Source organism: Heliomarina sp. (assembly GCF_052826185.1).
Genome location: NZ_JBRBUI010000017.1, coordinates 570,508 through 585,142 on the forward strand (window position 1 = coordinate 570,508; position 14,635 = coordinate 585,142).

14 protein-coding genes are annotated in these 14,635 nt (G+C 62.1%); 9 read left to right on the forward strand and 5 right to left on the reverse strand.

Annotated elements, in window-relative coordinates; genetic code table 11:
• Window positions 1-22: 22 nt before the first annotated feature.
• From ACU0FH_RS08020 to ACU0FH_RS08035, 4 genes are all read right to left on the reverse strand, one after another.
• Window positions 23-493 (reverse strand): CYTH domain-containing protein, encoded by a 471-nt coding sequence (locus ACU0FH_RS08020; protein WP_446194128.1) that lies wholly within the window; start codon window positions 491-493, stop codon window positions 23-25.
• Complete coding sequence (locus ACU0FH_RS08025; RefSeq protein WP_446194129.1) at window positions 493-1,236, reverse strand: ParA family protein; 744 nt, start codon at window positions 1,234-1,236, stop codon at window positions 493-495. The genes ACU0FH_RS08020 and ACU0FH_RS08025 overlap by 1 nt, the downstream gene beginning before the upstream one ends.
• On the reverse strand, window positions 1,233-2,768 hold the full coding sequence (locus ACU0FH_RS08030; protein ID WP_446194130.1) for a CHAD domain-containing protein: 1,536 nt from the start codon (window positions 2,766-2,768) through the stop codon (window positions 1,233-1,235). The genes ACU0FH_RS08025 and ACU0FH_RS08030 overlap by 4 nt, the downstream gene beginning before the upstream one ends.
• 186 nt (window positions 2,769-2,954) lie before the next feature.
• On the reverse strand, window positions 2,955-3,113 hold the full coding sequence (locus ACU0FH_RS08035) for a hypothetical protein (protein ID WP_446194131.1): 159 nt from the start codon (window positions 3,111-3,113) through the stop codon (window positions 2,955-2,957).
• Between the two features lie 551 nt (window positions 3,114-3,664).
• Between ACU0FH_RS08035 and ACU0FH_RS08040 the strand changes: the two genes are divergently transcribed.
• The 8 genes from ACU0FH_RS08040 to ACU0FH_RS08075 all read left to right on the forward strand — a co-directional run bounded on the left by ACU0FH_RS08040 (window position 3,665) and on the right by ACU0FH_RS08075 (window position 12,549).
• Window positions 3,665-5,173: an arylsulfatase gene (locus tag ACU0FH_RS08040; protein ID WP_446194166.1), complete on the forward strand. Its 1,509-nt coding sequence runs from the start codon at window positions 3,665-3,667 to the stop codon at window positions 5,171-5,173.
• Window positions 5,174-5,323: 150 nt separating this feature from the next.
• Window positions 5,324-6,298, forward strand: a complete 975-nt coding sequence (locus ACU0FH_RS08045; RefSeq protein WP_446194132.1) for an HAD family hydrolase — start codon at window positions 5,324-5,326, stop codon at window positions 6,296-6,298.
• The gene (locus tag ACU0FH_RS08050; protein WP_446194133.1) at window positions 6,295-7,287 is read left to right on the forward strand and encodes an AAA family ATPase; all 993 of its coding nucleotides are present in this window, start codon (window positions 6,295-6,297) and stop codon (window positions 7,285-7,287) included. The genes ACU0FH_RS08045 and ACU0FH_RS08050 overlap by 4 nt, the downstream gene beginning before the upstream one ends.
• A 4-nt stretch (window positions 7,288-7,291) precedes the next feature.
• The gene (locus tag ACU0FH_RS08055) at window positions 7,292-8,275 is read left to right on the forward strand and encodes a DUF58 domain-containing protein (RefSeq protein ID WP_446194134.1); all 984 of its coding nucleotides are present in this window, start codon (window positions 7,292-7,294) and stop codon (window positions 8,273-8,275) included.
• On the forward strand, window positions 8,275-8,787 hold the full coding sequence (locus tag ACU0FH_RS08060; RefSeq protein WP_446194135.1) for a DUF4381 domain-containing protein: 513 nt from the start codon (window positions 8,275-8,277) through the stop codon (window positions 8,785-8,787). The genes ACU0FH_RS08055 and ACU0FH_RS08060 overlap by 1 nt, the downstream gene beginning before the upstream one ends.
• Complete coding sequence (locus tag ACU0FH_RS08065) at window positions 8,766-9,767, forward strand: VWA domain-containing protein (protein ID WP_446194136.1); 1,002 nt, start codon at window positions 8,766-8,768, stop codon at window positions 9,765-9,767. The genes ACU0FH_RS08060 and ACU0FH_RS08065 overlap by 22 nt, the downstream gene beginning before the upstream one ends.
• Entirely contained in the window at window positions 9,764-11,296 is a 1,533-nt protein-coding gene (locus ACU0FH_RS08070; RefSeq protein ID WP_446194137.1) for a VWA domain-containing protein, read from the forward strand. The genes ACU0FH_RS08065 and ACU0FH_RS08070 overlap by 4 nt, the downstream gene beginning before the upstream one ends.
• Window positions 11,293-12,549 (forward strand): hypothetical protein, encoded by a 1,257-nt coding sequence (locus ACU0FH_RS08075; RefSeq protein WP_446194138.1) that lies wholly within the window; start codon window positions 11,293-11,295, stop codon window positions 12,547-12,549. Before ACU0FH_RS08070 ends, ACU0FH_RS08075 begins: the two co-directional genes overlap by 4 nt.
• On the opposite strand, the gene ACU0FH_RS08080 is transcribed toward ACU0FH_RS08075, so the two are convergent.
• Complete coding sequence (locus ACU0FH_RS08080) at window positions 12,538-13,482, reverse strand: LysR family transcriptional regulator (protein WP_446194139.1); 945 nt, start codon at window positions 13,480-13,482, stop codon at window positions 12,538-12,540. The two genes, ACU0FH_RS08075 and ACU0FH_RS08080, sit on opposite strands and share 12 nt — an antisense overlap.
• 116 nt (window positions 13,483-13,598) lie before the next feature.
• Here ACU0FH_RS08080 and ACU0FH_RS08085 point away from each other — a divergent pair, with 116 nt between their 5' ends.
• Window positions 13,599-14,606 carry a TAXI family TRAP transporter solute-binding subunit gene (locus ACU0FH_RS08085; protein WP_446194140.1) on the forward strand — a complete coding sequence of 336 codons (1,008 nt, stop codon included), beginning with the start codon at window positions 13,599-13,601 and terminating at the stop codon, window positions 14,604-14,606.
• Window positions 14,607-14,635: the final 29 nt, after the last annotated feature.

The window sequence follows — 14,635 nt, forward strand, 5'->3', positions numbered from 1 at the left end:
CCCGTCGGGCCACGCCTATCTATCATACCGGGCGATCGCGAAAGGCCATGACCTTGTTGCTATAGGCCTTGTCGCCGCTCACGTCGGGGCCGAACCACGCAGGCGGAACAAATAGATGCGCCGCCTCGACACTGTCGAACTCGACTTCAACCACCACCAAGGGCGCAAGATCGCCGGAAAACACATCCAGTTCAAAGACAGAACCATCGTCCAGCGATCCGGTCCATCGCACCTTGTCCACGGTGGCCGATGCCGCGGGCCAAAGCGTCTCGAACGCGGCCTGCGAGATCTCGGACTCGTGCTCGCCACGCACCATGCCCGACCCGGACTTGATCGTCAGAAAATAGTTCTCGCCCTTCTGGCGCAGGCGCACCTCGATGGAATCCTCGGGCCGGGTGACATAGCCCTGCCTGATCTCGACCGCCTTTGCGGCCGCCAGATCGGGCATCTCTGCCACCAGAAACTTGCGCTCGATTTCGGTTCCTGTCGCCATCACGCTTTCTTCGCCACTTCCTTGCTAAGTTTCCGATAGGCCGACGCCGCCTCGTGCGAGGCCGAGAAACTGCCAACAGGCGCGCGGTGTATGCCCATCTTCTCCACGTCAGTCGAGAAGGGAATAGTCACGTCCAGAAACCGCTTGGCATGTTGTTTGCGCATCCGCCGCATGGTTTCGCCATGCAATTTCTTCGTCGCCTGCGCCATCGAAAAGAAGGCGAGTATCTTCTTGCGCTCCAGCTTGTGCTCTTTGAAGAACTCGACCAACTGCTCGAACGTCCGCTCTGACAGCGTCGTCGGGATCACCGGCACAACTATCGCATCCGACGCCTTGAACACGTTTTCGGACAGGGTCGAGATATTCGGCGGGCAGTCCAGCACGATAAAGTCATAATCGTTCCCCACGCTCTTCAACGCCTTTTTCAGCCGCGACTGGCTGCGTTTCATCCGCGCGAGAAACACGTCGAAATCGCGGAACTCGGTATTCGCGGGCAAAATGTCAAGATTGTCGAAATCGCTGCCCCGGATCGCATCGGTGAACCGTTTCACATCGGTAAAGAACCGGTCGCCCTTCAGTTTTTTCGACGGTTTGACGCGAAAGTAAAAGCTCGACGCCCCCTGCGGATCGAGATCGCACAGCAGCACCCGGTGACCTTCCTTGGCCAGACAATAGGCGATGTTGACCGCGCTCGCGGTTTTCCCGACCCCGCCCTTGTTCGAATAGCTCGCGATGATCTTCATGCTGCTGTCTTTCCGGGCTTAAAGCTTTTACTGAACCGGGCGCGGGTCTTGTCGGAGTTAAAGGCGGCGAAACTGGCGACGACCCTGGCCCGTTCCTCTATCTGTTTCTGGTGAAGCACGGTCACAAGCGCGCCAATGCTCGTGGCGATTTCGATGGCATCCTTGGAGTTCCCGTCGCTCAGCCCGTCCAGCATCCCGGCCAGCGCCTCCTGCTGCACGGAGTAGTCATTGAACGCCCCAAGGTTATCCTGAAGTTTTTTCAGCGACTTGAGCATGACCTTGGTGTCCTCCTTGCCGAACAGCGGCGCGAAGAATTCGATCAGGTAGCGCAGTTTCTTGCAGTGAATTCGCAGGTGGTGAACCTGTTGATCGGGCGTCGCGTCGTCGATCGAACCGGCGATCTTGCAGACCTTTACGTATCGTTTCCAGATCAGCGCTTGTGCAAATGCCAGCGCCGGGCGTTCAGCCTCGGGGCCCCTGGCAATCCGCTTCGGCGCGGCAAAGAGTTTTTCAAGCTTGTCCATCTCGCGCAGATAGGCCTGACCGTTAAAAAACCGCGCAAGCTTGGCATGGGCCGCCCCGCGATCCGCCGCAAGACTGTCGAACAGCTTGTCGATGCCGGGTTGCAGGGCAGGCGGCACCAACTCCAGATAGGCCTGCCGGTCAAGCAAATGCACGTCAAGATCGCGCAGCTGTCCGGTCCGGGCCATCAGGCTGCCGAACCTGTCCTTGAACTGTTGTGTCTGATCTTCGGTGAAGACGCCTTTGAACAGCGAAATCACCGACCGGGTCCGGCGCAACGCGACGCGGTAGTCATGCAGGAATTCGCTGTCGATATCCTCGATGACACCGGGTTCATTCGCCCGCGCCACGGCAATCTGCGCCCGGATGATATCGGTCGCCGCCTGAAACGATGTCTGGTCCGGCGTCATCGCGATCACCGGCTTGCTGGTGTAATCCGCCCCCGGCCCACGAAGCGCGCGGGCAATATCGCCCACCGTGCCCAGCGGCTCGCTCAGCGACGCGACATAGGCGGTAACCTGTTCCATTTCCTCGTCATATCCGCGCAGCGGCATGAATTCGATCATGCAGGCAGCGGTGCCACTCTCGGGCGCAAAGCTGTGCACCCGGCAGCGTGCGACGGTCTTGTCGAGGTCATCGACCATAGTCAACATCTGGCAGGAAACCGTTCCCTCCGCCCTCACCAGCAAACGCCGCAGCGGATCGACGATCTTGCCCAGCTTGGCCGTGACGGGACCCTCCGGCATGTGGTCGACGAAATCGGGCGCGGCAAAGTCCTGTCTTGCAACGGCGGTATCCGGAGCAATCAGTACAAGATCGTTTTCTGTCGCGATCAGCGCCATATCCGCCGCGCCGATCTGGTTGTCAAAGCTATCGATCAGCGTAAACGCTTCCTGATCGTCTTCCCCTTCGCGGACAAGCCGCGCATCGCCGATCTTTGCGCCGACAAGCTTCTTGGAAAGCGCCGTGGATACAAGCGCTGGCCGAAGATGTCCGAGTGTTGCGAGCAATATAACCCAAGCCTTTCTGCATTCTCGTGCCGTCGGATCGCCAAGCGACCCCTATAACAGATGTCGCCTCAAACACCACCTGCGGGCGGTCAAACGCCTCTTTCACCGCATATTTCCCCTAAGTGACATAAAGTTAAAGCCTATACGCCCATGCAAATGTCGCTTTGCGATTTTTCCGGGCCGAAGCTATCCGGTCGAGACAAGCATCTCGCAGACCTTCCGCGGATCGTACCTTTGCGGGTCATCACCGCTCAGGGGCAGGCGGACGCAGGGAATGCCGAACCGGTTGGTGACGTCGGCGCAGGCCGCCATGTCATGGGACAGGTCGCAGACCACATGGGTCATCAGCGCTTCGGTCGGTACATCGCCCCCGGCATCTGACCGCCCGGGCCTTTGACCGCATGGGGAGGCATTTGCCGGTGCAAATCAAGCAGGGTGAGGACGGAGAACGCTGATACGCGGTCGTGCGGAAGGAACCCGGATCCCGCTCACAATCTGACGAGAGGGGAATGATGTCCACGCCACTGTCACACAGGTTTCACACGGGCGATGAACAATACCCGATAAGCCCGATCAACTCAGCTAAAACGTGCGTGAGTCACAAAAAAACTAATTTTTAGTTGATCGGAGAAGCTCAGACGGTGCAACCTCTTAGGTAGAGTGACCAGTGATTGATTCTTGTTATCAGTGTGATTTCGGAACCAAGGAGCGCCACAGGCGACAACCCGTGAATTAGGCAGGCCGACCAGCAGTACCCCGACAAGGGGCAATAAGAACTCGTATTTCCGAATTCAAAGGCTCGACGACCAATTTGCATTTAATTTAGGGGGAGTCCCAAAGTGACCTTCTTGAAACCACTTGTCGTACTCGCTGCCGTGTTGGCCGTCAGCACGGCCATGGCGCAGGAGAGCGCCGACGCAGACAAACCGAATATCCTCGTCATCTTCGGGGACGATATCGGTCAGACGAACCTGTCCACCTTCAGTTTCGGTCTCATGGGCTACCGCACACCCAATATCGACCGGATCGCGGAAGAGGGCGGTAAATTCACCGATTACTATGCCGAGCAAAGCTGTACGGCCGGGCGTTCGACGTTTCTTACCGGTCAGTCGACACTGCGCACCGGCCTGTCCAAAGTCGGTCTGCCGGGGGCCAGAGCAGGTATGCAGCCGGTCGACGTTACACTTGCTTCCGCGCTCAAGGACCAAGGCTATGCCACCGGACAATTCGGCAAAAATCACCTTGGCGACCGTGATGAACATCTGCCCACCGAACATGGTTTCGATGAGTTCTTCGGCAACCTCTACCATCTCAACGCCGAAGAGGAACCGGAACAGTTCAACTACCCGAGAGACCCGGAGTTTCGCGAGCAATTCGGCCCTCGCGGCGTGCTGCATTCTTTTGCGGATGGCGAAATTCAGGATACCGGTCCACTGACCAGAAAGCGGATGGAAACGGTTGATGAAGAAACAGCCGCAGGTGCCATCGACTTCATGACACGCGCGGTCGAGTCGGGTACGCCGTTCTTTACATGGTACAACACCACGCGGATGCACTACAAAACCCACGTCAGTGACGAAAACCGAAGCGAGCCGGGGCTGACCGCACCGACTGAATATGCCGACGGCATGGTCGAACATGACGGCGTCATCGGGACGGTACTGGACGCGCTGGAAGAATTGGGCGTCGCCGACAATACTCTCGTGATCTATACCACCGATAACGGGCCGCACCAGAACACCTGGCCAGATGCCGGCACCACGCCGTTCCGTTCCGAAAAGAACACGAACTGGGAAGGCGCTTATCGTGTTCCCGCATTGATCCGCTGGCCCGGCCACATCGAACCCGGATCGGTTTTCACCGAAATGTTCTCTGGCCTCGACTGGTTCCCGACGATCATGGCAGCCGTGGGCGACACGGACATCAAGGAGCGCCTGCTTGAAGGCACGACCATCAACGGTAAGGAATACAAGAACTACCTCGATGGTTACAATCAGCTGCCCTACCTGACCGGCGAAACCGACGACGGTGCGCGTACCGAGTTCTTCTACATCAACGATGACGGGGAAATTGTTGGTCTGCGTTACGAGAACTGGAAGGTCGTCTTCAAGGAGCAGCGTAGACAGGGGACAATGGCGGTCTGGGCCGAACCCTTCACAGAACTCCGCGTGCCGAAACTGTTCGACCTTCGCGCCGATCCCTACGAACGCGCAGATATTACCTCGAACACCTACTGGGACTGGGTGAGCGATCACGCCTATCTCGTGGCTCCCGCATCGCAGGAAGTTGCGAAATTCTTCGCGACCTTCGAGGAATATCCGCCATCGCAACGCCCGGACAGTTTCTCCATTGATCAAATTCAAGAGGCATTGAACGCAAGCCTCGAGAACATGGGAAGCAACTGATCTCGCATTCGCGAACAAGGAAGGCCGGAATCCCGGCCTTCCTTTCCTGCATACGGCCGACCCTCTCGCATTCAGCTGACATCCAAATTCCTGTGGCGTTGGTTTGCCGGTGCCGATCATTACGCCGCAAAGATTTCAGGAACCTCACCTATGCCAAAGCTCGCCTGCGCCGCCGCCCTTTTGATGGCCTGCAGCGCTGCCCATGCTGATCCGCTGCCCTCTTGGAACGACACCGAGACCAAGAGCGCGATCATCGAATTCGTCGATAACGTCACCAAGCCGGGGCTCGACACTTACGTCACCCCCGAAGACCGGATCGCCGTGTTCGACAACGACGGCACCCTCTGGGCGGAACAGCCCCTCTATTTCCAGGCGCTCTTCGCGCTCGAGATACTGCGGGAAAAGGCTCAGGCCGATCCCGGTATCCTCAGCTCTGATGTGCTCAGGGCCGCCAATGACGGCGACATGGAGGGCGTGATGGCCGGCGGTATCGATGGTCTGATCGAGATCATCAACGTCTCCCACGCCGCGATTACCCCGGCCGATTTCGAAACCTCCGCCTCCGAATGGCTCGCCACTGCCAAGCATCCGACCACTGGCATGGCCTATGCCGAGATGACCTATCAGCCGATGGTCGAACTGCTGCGCTACCTGCGTGACGAAGGCTTTGCCACCTATATCGTCTCGGGCGGCGGCATCGATTTCATCCGCTCTTTCGCGGATGAGGCCTATGGCATCCCGCCCTGGCAGGTGGTCGGGACCGAGGGTAACACCTCATACTCCGCCGAAAGCGGCACACCCACCATCATGAAGGACGGCGGCGTCACCTTTATCGACGATAAAGAGGGCAAACCCGTCGGCATCATGCGCCATATTGGCAAGCGCCCGATCTTTGCCTCGGGCAATTCGGATGGCGATTTCGCCATGCTCGAATGGACCACCGCCGGGGAAGGTCCGCGTTTCGGGATGCTGCTGCACCACACCGACGGCGACCGCGAATTCGCCTATGACCGCGAGGGCCATATCGGCGTTCTGAATCGCGGTCTGGACGAAGCCGCCGAGCGCGGCTGGACGGTGATCGACATGGCAGAGGACTGGTCAAGGATATGGACCGGCTCCAGATGACGGCACGCGATCAAATCGACGACCTGCGCAGCCGCATGGGCCAGTCGATCATCGGACAGCGCGACGTGATCGAACGGCTGTTGATCGGGCTTCTTGCCAATGGTAACCTGTTGGTCGAGGGGCTACCTGGCCTTGCCAAGACCCGCGCGATCAAGGCGCTGGCCAAGAACCTCGAGGCCGATTTCAGCCGCATCCAGTTCACGCCGGACTTGCTCCCCTCGGACGTGACCGGGACCGAGGTTTATTACCAGTCCGGTGACAAATCCGAATTCCGGTTCGAGCCGGGGCCGATCTTTGCCAATATCGTGCTGGCCGATGAAATCAACCGCGCGCCCGCCAAGGTGCAGGCGGCCCTTCTCGAAGCGATGGAGGAACGGCAGGTGACGGTCGCGGGCACCACCCACCCGATGGAGCCGCTCTTCATGGTGATGGCCACCCAGAACCCGGTCGAGCAAGAGGGCACCTATCCGCTCCCCGAGGCGCAGATGGACCGTTTTCTCATGCATGTGCTCATCACCTATCCGCCGGTCGAGGACGAGGTCGAGGTGATCCGCCTTGTCCGGGCCGAGGAAATTGCCGCGATGGCAGGGCAGGGCGGGGGTGCCGCACCCGCCGACAAACCCGTCGCCATCCCGCAGCAAGCTGTCTTCGCTGCGCGGGCCGAGATCGGCGCGATCTATGTCTCGGATGCCATCGAACGCTACATGGCCGATCTGGTGAACGCGACGCGTATCCCGTCCGAGTTCGGCGATGATCTGCCGCGCTGGATCGAGATCGGCGCCTCGCCCCGCGCTTCGCTTGCCCTCGACAAATGCGGTCGCACCCATGCGTGGCTCGCGGGCCGCGATTATGTCGACCCCGAGGATATCCGCGCCATCGCGCCGGACGTGCTGCGTCACCGTCTTGGCCTGACGTTCGAGGCGCAGGGCGAGGGCGTTACCCCCGACCGGGTGGTGTCCGAGATTCTCAAACAGGTCGCACTGACCTGACGCCATGCAGGATCGCGCCGCCCGCATAAGAACCGGACTCACTCCGCCCGCGCCACGTCCCGGGACGGATACGCGCATTTCGGTCGATCTCGCGCATCTGCGCCGGCTCGAGGCGCAGGCAAGGCGGATCAGCTTCCTGCCGCGCCAGCCCGCGCGCAGCGTGCTGAACGGTCGCCATGCCTCACGCCTGCGTGGACGCGGGCTGAATTTCGAGGAACTGCGCGACTACCTGCCGTCGGATGACGTGCGCACCATCGACTGGAAGGTGACCGCCCGCACCGGCAAACCCCATGTGCGCGTCTATACCGAGGAACGCGACCGCCCTGCGCTGATCGTCGTGGATCAGCGCATGTCGATGTTCTTCGGCTCGGTGCTCAACATGAAATCGGTGACGGCGGCGGAATGCGCGGCGCTGGCCGCCTTTCGCATCGCCGACCAGGGCGACCGCGTTGGCGGCATCGTCTTTGGCGATGCGGATATTGCCGAAATCCGGCCTGCACGGTCCCGTTCTTCGCTGATGGCCTTTCTGACCTCGCTGGCCGCTGCCAACGGGCTCTTGCACGCGGAAACCCCGCCGGTGACCCCTATGCCGATGAACCGCGTGCTGCAATCGGTGGCTCGGATCGCCCCGCGCAACCACCTCATCCTCGTCTTCAGCGATTTCGACGAGGTCGACGCCACCACCGAGAAACTCGTCGCCGGGCTGGCGCGAAAGAACGATCTGGTGCTGGGGCTGGTCTCGGACCCTTTCGCCGATGACATGCCGTCGGGACTGAAAGTCGTGGTCTCCGATGGCGAGCTGCAGGCGGAAATCGACACCGGCGACCGCGCCGCGCACCGGCGTCTCGATGAAATGGCCAAAGGGCGGCTTGCGCAGGTGCTCGACTGGCAGCGCCGTTTCGGCATCCCCGTCCTGCCGGTCAGCTCGGCCGAGGACAGCCTGCGGCAGATGCGCCGCCTCATGGGGCTGGCGGGGCAGGCGCGCTGATGGAACCTGAAACAACCCCCGCGAACCTTATTGACCTCCTTGATCGGTTAATCCGTCCCGAAGAACCGGTGCCGGTTTCCATGCGCCCCGAAACCTGGGGCTGGGCCGCATTGGCCATTCTGCTTCTCCTGCTGCTTGGATGGGGCGTCCGGGTCTGGCGGCGCCGTCACCGTGCCAACGCCTACCGCCGCGAAGCGGAACAGGCCATCGAACGCGCCGGAGGCGACCCGGCAGAAATCGCGCTGATCCTGCGGCAGACAGCGCTGGCCGCCTATCCCCGGACCGAGGTCGCGGCCCTCTCGGGCGAGGACTGGCTGGCGTTCCTCGATGCGACCTCCGAAACCACCCTGTTTTCCAAGGGCGTCGGGCGCTGCGTTGCCGGTGCCCCCTATCGCCCCTCTGAACCTGTGCCCGATCTGGCGCCCATCGCCATCCAGTGGGTCCGCACCCATCAGCCGCATCGCGGCACGCGCAGGCGCCGCCACATGGCATGGCCTGGAGAGGTCTCTTGATCTCCCTCGGCTTTCCCTGGGCGCTGCTGCTTCTGCCGCTGCCACTGCTGGTGCATTACCTGGTCCCCGCCCATCGCGAACGGGTGCCCGCCCTGCGCATTCCCTTCTTTCGACGTGTCGTCGAAACGGTCGGCAGCGAACCGGGACCGGGATCGGTGGTACTGGGCCGAAGCCTTCTGCAAACCGCCACCGGCATCCTGATCTGGGGCCTGCTGGTCCTCGCGCTGGCCCGGCCCGAGAAAGTCGGCCAGCCCATCGAGCTCAGCAAATCCGCCCGCGACGTGGTGCTCGCCATCGACATCTCCGGGTCGATGGACGCGCGCGATTTCCAGACCCCGGCGGGCGAAACCCTGCAGCGGCTGCAAGGGGTCAAGAACGTGGTCGGCAGCTTTATCGAAGGGCGCGAAGGCGACCGCATGGCGCTGATCGTCTTTGGCTCAAAGGCCTATGTGCAATCGCCGCTTACGCAGGATCTGCAAACCATCGGCGATCTGCTCGACCAGACCACCGTCGCCATGGCCGGTCCCCATACCGCGCTGGGCGATTCCATCGGGCTGGCGATCCGCACCTTTGAAACCAGCGACATCGACCAGCGCCTGCTGATCCTGCTCTCGGACGGCACCGATACGGTCAGCCGGATGAGCCCGGTGAACGCCGCCGAAATCGCCCGCAACAAGGGGATCGAGATCTTTACGATCGGCGTCGGCAACCCCGAGGCCTCGGGTGAGGACAAGGTCGACCTCGAGACCCTCAAACAGATCGCCGCGCGCACCCGCGGGCAATATTTCTTTGCGCAGGATCAGGACGGGCTGCAACAGGTCTATGACCGGATCGACGCGCTGGCCCCGCGCGAAACCGAAACGCTCTCCTACCGGCCACGACGGTCGCTGGCATGGATACCGCTTGCACTGATTGCAGGCCTTGGCCTTGGCGTGACCGCCTATCTGGTCCTGACCACACGGCAGAGGGCGCATTCATGAACCTCTCCCTCGCCATCGAGATGTTTCATTTCTTGCGCCCGCTCTGGCTTTTGCTACTGCCGCTGATCGCAATCTCGTGGTGGATGGCACGGCGACAGAACCGCAAGCCCGCCCAGCTTCTCGACCGGATCGCGCCGCATCTGCACAAGGCGCTCACCGTGGGGGACCGTGGCCATCGCCGGATCGAACCCATCGACGGAGTCGCGCTTCTGCTGGCACTGGCCTGCCTTGGCGCTGCCGGTCCGACGTGGTCGCGCGTGCCAGACCCTTTCGTCGCCCAGACCGCGCCTATCGTCATCGCGCTCAAGGTCACGCCCTCGATGGAGACCGACGATCTCGTGCCCTCCCGCCTCGAACGCGCCAAGCAAAAGATCCGCGACCTGCTGGATCTGCGCGCCGGGGCCCGCACCGCCCTTGTCGCCTATGCGGGCTCGGCCCATGCGGTCGTGCCTATGACCGAGGACGCGAATGTCATCCACCCCTATCTCGACGGGCTGGCCCCCGATGTGATGCCGTCCGAAGGGGCCGATGCGCTCGCCGCCATTGCGCTGGCCGAAACGATCCTCGCAAAAGAACCGACCCCCGGCGGTATTCTCCTTGTCGCCGATGCGCTGGAAAGCGCGCAGGCGGGCCAGATGGCATGGCCCGAGGGGACGAGCCTCGCAGTGCTCTCCATGCTGCCCCCCGGCACCAACGATCCCGGGCTCGACGCGGTCGATATCCCGGTGATCGAGGTCAGCGTCGATGATAGCGACATCCGGCAAATCGACCGGCAGCTCAACGCCGCCTACCAGCGCGCCCTCACCGAAAGCGGCAATCAGCCGTGGGACGACAGGGGCTGGATGCTGGCATGGCCCGCGATGCTGCTGGCATTGCTCTGGTTCCGGCGCGGCTGGACTATGCGCTGGGCGCATCTCTGGTTCGCCGCTTTCCTTCTGGTCCCGGTCCCGCAGGCGCGCGCCGACGGGATAACCGACTGGTTCTTTACCCCCGATCAGCAGGGCCGCCTTGCCTATGACCGAAAGGATTACGACCGCGCCGCCGAGCTTTTTCAGGACCCCACGTGGCGCGGCTGGGCGCTCATGCGCGATGGCCAGTACGATGAGGCCGCAACCGTCTTTCACCGGGTCGAAACGCCCGATGCCTCCTTTGCCGAGGGCCTCGCCCATATCCGCAACCGCGCCTATCGCGATGGCATCATAGCCTATGAAACAACACTGGAACGCGATCCGGACTATCCCGGTGCCGCCGAAAATCTCGCCCTTGCACGCGAAATCCTCGACTACGTGGAATCCGCGCGCGAACAGTCCGACACCGGCGAAGACAGGGGCATCGGCGCGGATGAGGTGGTCTTTGACAACGAAGACGAACGCGGCGCGGATACCGAGATCGAAGCGGATGAGGATTCGGGAGGCGAATTGCTCACCACGGATCAGTGGATGAACACGGTCGATACCAACACGGGCGATTTCCTGCGCCAGCGTTTCGCCATCGAGGCGGCGCAGCAGGCCGGTGAGGTGCCGCAATGAAACGCCTAGCCGCCATCGCCGTCCTGTTTCTCTTGATGGCTGCGCCGCTCTCGGCTCAGGAGTCACAGCCCACCGCCAGTGCCGAACTTGAGGCGAACGAGGTGATCCCCGGCCAGTACACGACCCTGCGCATAGAGGTGCTCGTACCCACATGGATGGCAGGCCCGGTGGACTTTCCGTCCTTCGAGATGCCCAACCTCCGGGTGCGCCTGCCACCGGAATCCACCGGCCCGATCAGCCGCCGCGTAAACGGCGAAACATGGTCCGGCGTGGCGCGGCGCTATCTCTTGTCGCCGATGGTGCCGGGACAATTCGCAATTCCCGCCCAGACCCTGCTGGTCCGCTACGCGCAGCCGGGCCAGACCGACCCCATCGAGGCCACGCTCTCGACGCCCGCCTTCCTGCTCACCGGCATCCTGCCCAAGGGCGCCGAGGATCTTGACCCGTTCATCGCTGCCTCTGGCCTGACGCTGTCACAGGAGTTGCCCGACAAGACCACCGAACTGCAACCGGGCGAGGCGGTCAAACGCGTGGTCACCGCAAGCATCGAAGGCGCATCGCCCATCGTCCTGCCGCCGATGTTGTCCCCGGTCGAGATCCCCGGCATCCGCACCTACCCGGATGCGCCGCAGGTGGCGGAGGTTGCCGACGGGGGCGACCTGTCCGGCACCCGCATCGAAAGCGTGACCTACATGGCGCAATCCGGCGGCAGTGGCGCGCTGCCAGAGGTCACGCTGCGCTGGTACAACCTCTCGACCGGCGCTGTCGAAACGGCCAGCCTTCCCGGCGCGGATATCTCCGTCGATGCGCCGGTGGCCGAGCCGTTGCGCGATACCGGCCCGATCTGGCGCATGGCTGCGTTGGGCTTGGCGGTGGCCCTTGTCTGTACCCTCATCCTGCGCTGGGCATGGCCCCGCGCCTCGGCCCGCGCCGCCAGCCACCGCGCCGCGCGTCTTGCCAGCAAGGCCCACGCCGAAAAGCTGCTGATCCAAGCCATCGACCGGCAGGATTATCCCGCCACCCGCCGCGCCCTCGACGAATGGCAAAACCGCACGCCGCGCACAACCGCGACTGATATGCACGCTATCCGCGCGGCGCTCACTACCATCGCTGGCAAGCTCTACGGCACCGATCCGCAACCGGTGCCCGACAGCGACTGGTCCACCCTCAAAAAGGCCGTGACGCAGGCCGGAAAGGGCAGGAACCAGCAAAAGCGGACCTCCCTGCCGCCGCTCAACCCGTCAACCACCTGAAACCGCCGCAGGCCCCTCGACCGTCTCCAACAGGCGCGCAAGCTCCTCGCGCCAGCCGGATTTTACCCGCTCGGCAAGCCGCGAGAGCGGCCGGTGCACCGGCGTGTAAAGCGTATAGGCATAGGGCACCGTCTCGGCCATCGGACGAAAGGTGACCCCGTCCCCCGCGATGCCCACAAGTTGCTCGGACACCGCAGACAGCGGATCGACAATCGCACAGCAACGTCCCGCCGCGATGAAATGCATCAGCGGCAGAAAAAACTGGCACTGCACCTCCAGCCGGAACCGCGCGCCCGCCTGACCGAACGCGGCCTGCACGCTATGGTTATGGGGATGATCGCGGGTCAGCCCGCCCATCGGCTCCGAATCCAGATCGGCAATCGAAACGACCGACTGTTCCGCCAGCCGGTGCCGCGTCGGAATCGCGCAAAGACAGCGGGTCTCGATGATCTCTTCGCGCACAATTTGAGCATTCGCATCGCCGGGCAGATGATCGCCAAACCCGAAATCGATCGACTGGCTTCCGGCAAGCTGGCGAATCTGCGGCGTGGTCCGGGTGAGTAGCGACAGGGTGATATCGTGATCCGGCGCGATCACCCGGCTCAGGAAATTCGGCATCAGATAGGTCGCGGGCCCCGGCATGGTCGCCAGCGTCAATTGCCCCACCTCGGCCTTGGAAAGCCGCTTCATGGTGCCGTTGAGCCGGTTCAACCGGCTGATGATTTCTTCTGACTCATCAAAGAGATAATGTGCTTCCGGCACCGGCACCATCTGACGCCCCTCGCGCCGGAAGAGTTCAATCCCAAGGCTCTCCTCCAGCGCCTTGATCGCCAGCGAAACCGCTGGCTGGGTCCGGTTCAGATTGCGCGCCGCCTGGCTGAGCGAGGCCGATTTCATCACCTCGCGAAAGGCGATCAACTGGGAAATATTCATGGCTTCACATTTGCTGAACTTATCGAACTAAAACAATTTCAAATTTGTTTTTATATCTCGAGATTTGCAAGCTTCCCGTCATCGTAAACAACAAGAACCAATTCAGGGAGCTTTCGATGACGATTCTCAGAACCCTTGCAGGGGCCGCGACCCTTGCCGTCCTGGGCGGCGCACTCGCCGCGCAGACGCCCACCTTTTTCCGCATCGGCACCGGCGGGGCAGGGGGCACCTATTTCCCAATCGGCGGCACCATCGCCAATGCCATCTCGGCCCCTCCCGGCTCGCGCCCGTGCGACGAAGGCGGCCAGTGCGGCGTGCCCAACCTGATCGCCATCGCGCAATCCACCACCGCTTCGGTCTTCAACGTGGCCGCCGTCCAGAACGGCGAACTCGAAGCCGGTCTTGCCGCCGCCGACATCGTGCATGACAGCTACCACGGCACCGGCAAATTCGAAGGCAAAGCGCATGAGAAACTGCGCGTCGTGGCCAACCTCTACCCCGAGGACCTGCATCTGGTGATGCCCGCAGGCACAAAGATCGACTCCTTCGCCGATCTCGAAGGCAAGCGCGTCGGCATCGCGCAGGCCGGTTCGGGCACGCAGGTCGCCGTGCTGACGATGATGGAAGGCTGGGGCATCACCCGCGACAACATCGAAGAGGCCGAGCTTAACAACTCGCAATCTGCCGAACGGCTCGCCGATGGTCAGCTTGACGCCTATTTCTACGCCGCGGGCTGGCCGGTTGCCGCGATGGTCCAGCTTGCCTCGACCAAGGGCATGGCGCTGCATTCCTTTACCGATGAGGATCTGAAAAAGATCAACGATCTGGTCCCGGCCTATATTCCCTCGACCATCCCCGCCGGCGTCTATGAAGGCATCGACACCGAAATCAAGACACCTGCCGTGTCCGCACTGCTGGTGATGTCCGCCGATCTGGACGAGGAACTCGTCTATGGTATCACCAAGGCGATGTGGAACGAAAACAGCCGCAAGCTGCTCGACAACGGCCATGCCAAGGGCAAGCAGGTGACGGTTGAAACTGCGCTGGACGGGATCGACTCGCTCGACGTGCCGCTGCACCCCGGTGCCGAGAAGTTCTATCGCGAAATCGGTATGCTCGACTAAGCACCCCTTCAAACAGGTATCGGGCGGCC